1 protein-coding gene is annotated in these 204 nt (G+C 61.3%); it reads left to right on the top strand.

Annotated elements, in window-relative coordinates; genetic code table 11:
* Positions 1-194 (top strand): hypothetical protein (locus tag A9587_RS25375; RefSeq protein ID WP_236942440.1); only part of this gene is annotated, 194 nt, incomplete at its 5' end.
* Positions 195-204 lie beyond the last annotated feature (10 nt).

Genomic DNA, 204 nt, shown 5'->3' on the forward strand with positions numbered 1-204 from the left:
TAAGACGCGACAAGCGTCGCATCCGGCACTTGTACCACGCCACTGGCGGATGCGGCGTGAACGCCTTATCCGCCCTGCATGTGCAATCCTGTAGGCCGGATAAGACGCGACAAGCGTCGCATCCGGCACTTGTACCACGCCACTGGCGGATGCGGCGTGAACGCCTTATCCGCCCTGCATGTGCAATCCTGTAGGCCGGATAAG

The organism is Escherichia sp. MOD1-EC6162 (assembly GCF_002965125.1).
Lineage (GTDB): Bacteria > Pseudomonadota > Gammaproteobacteria > Enterobacterales > Enterobacteriaceae > Escherichia > Escherichia marmotae.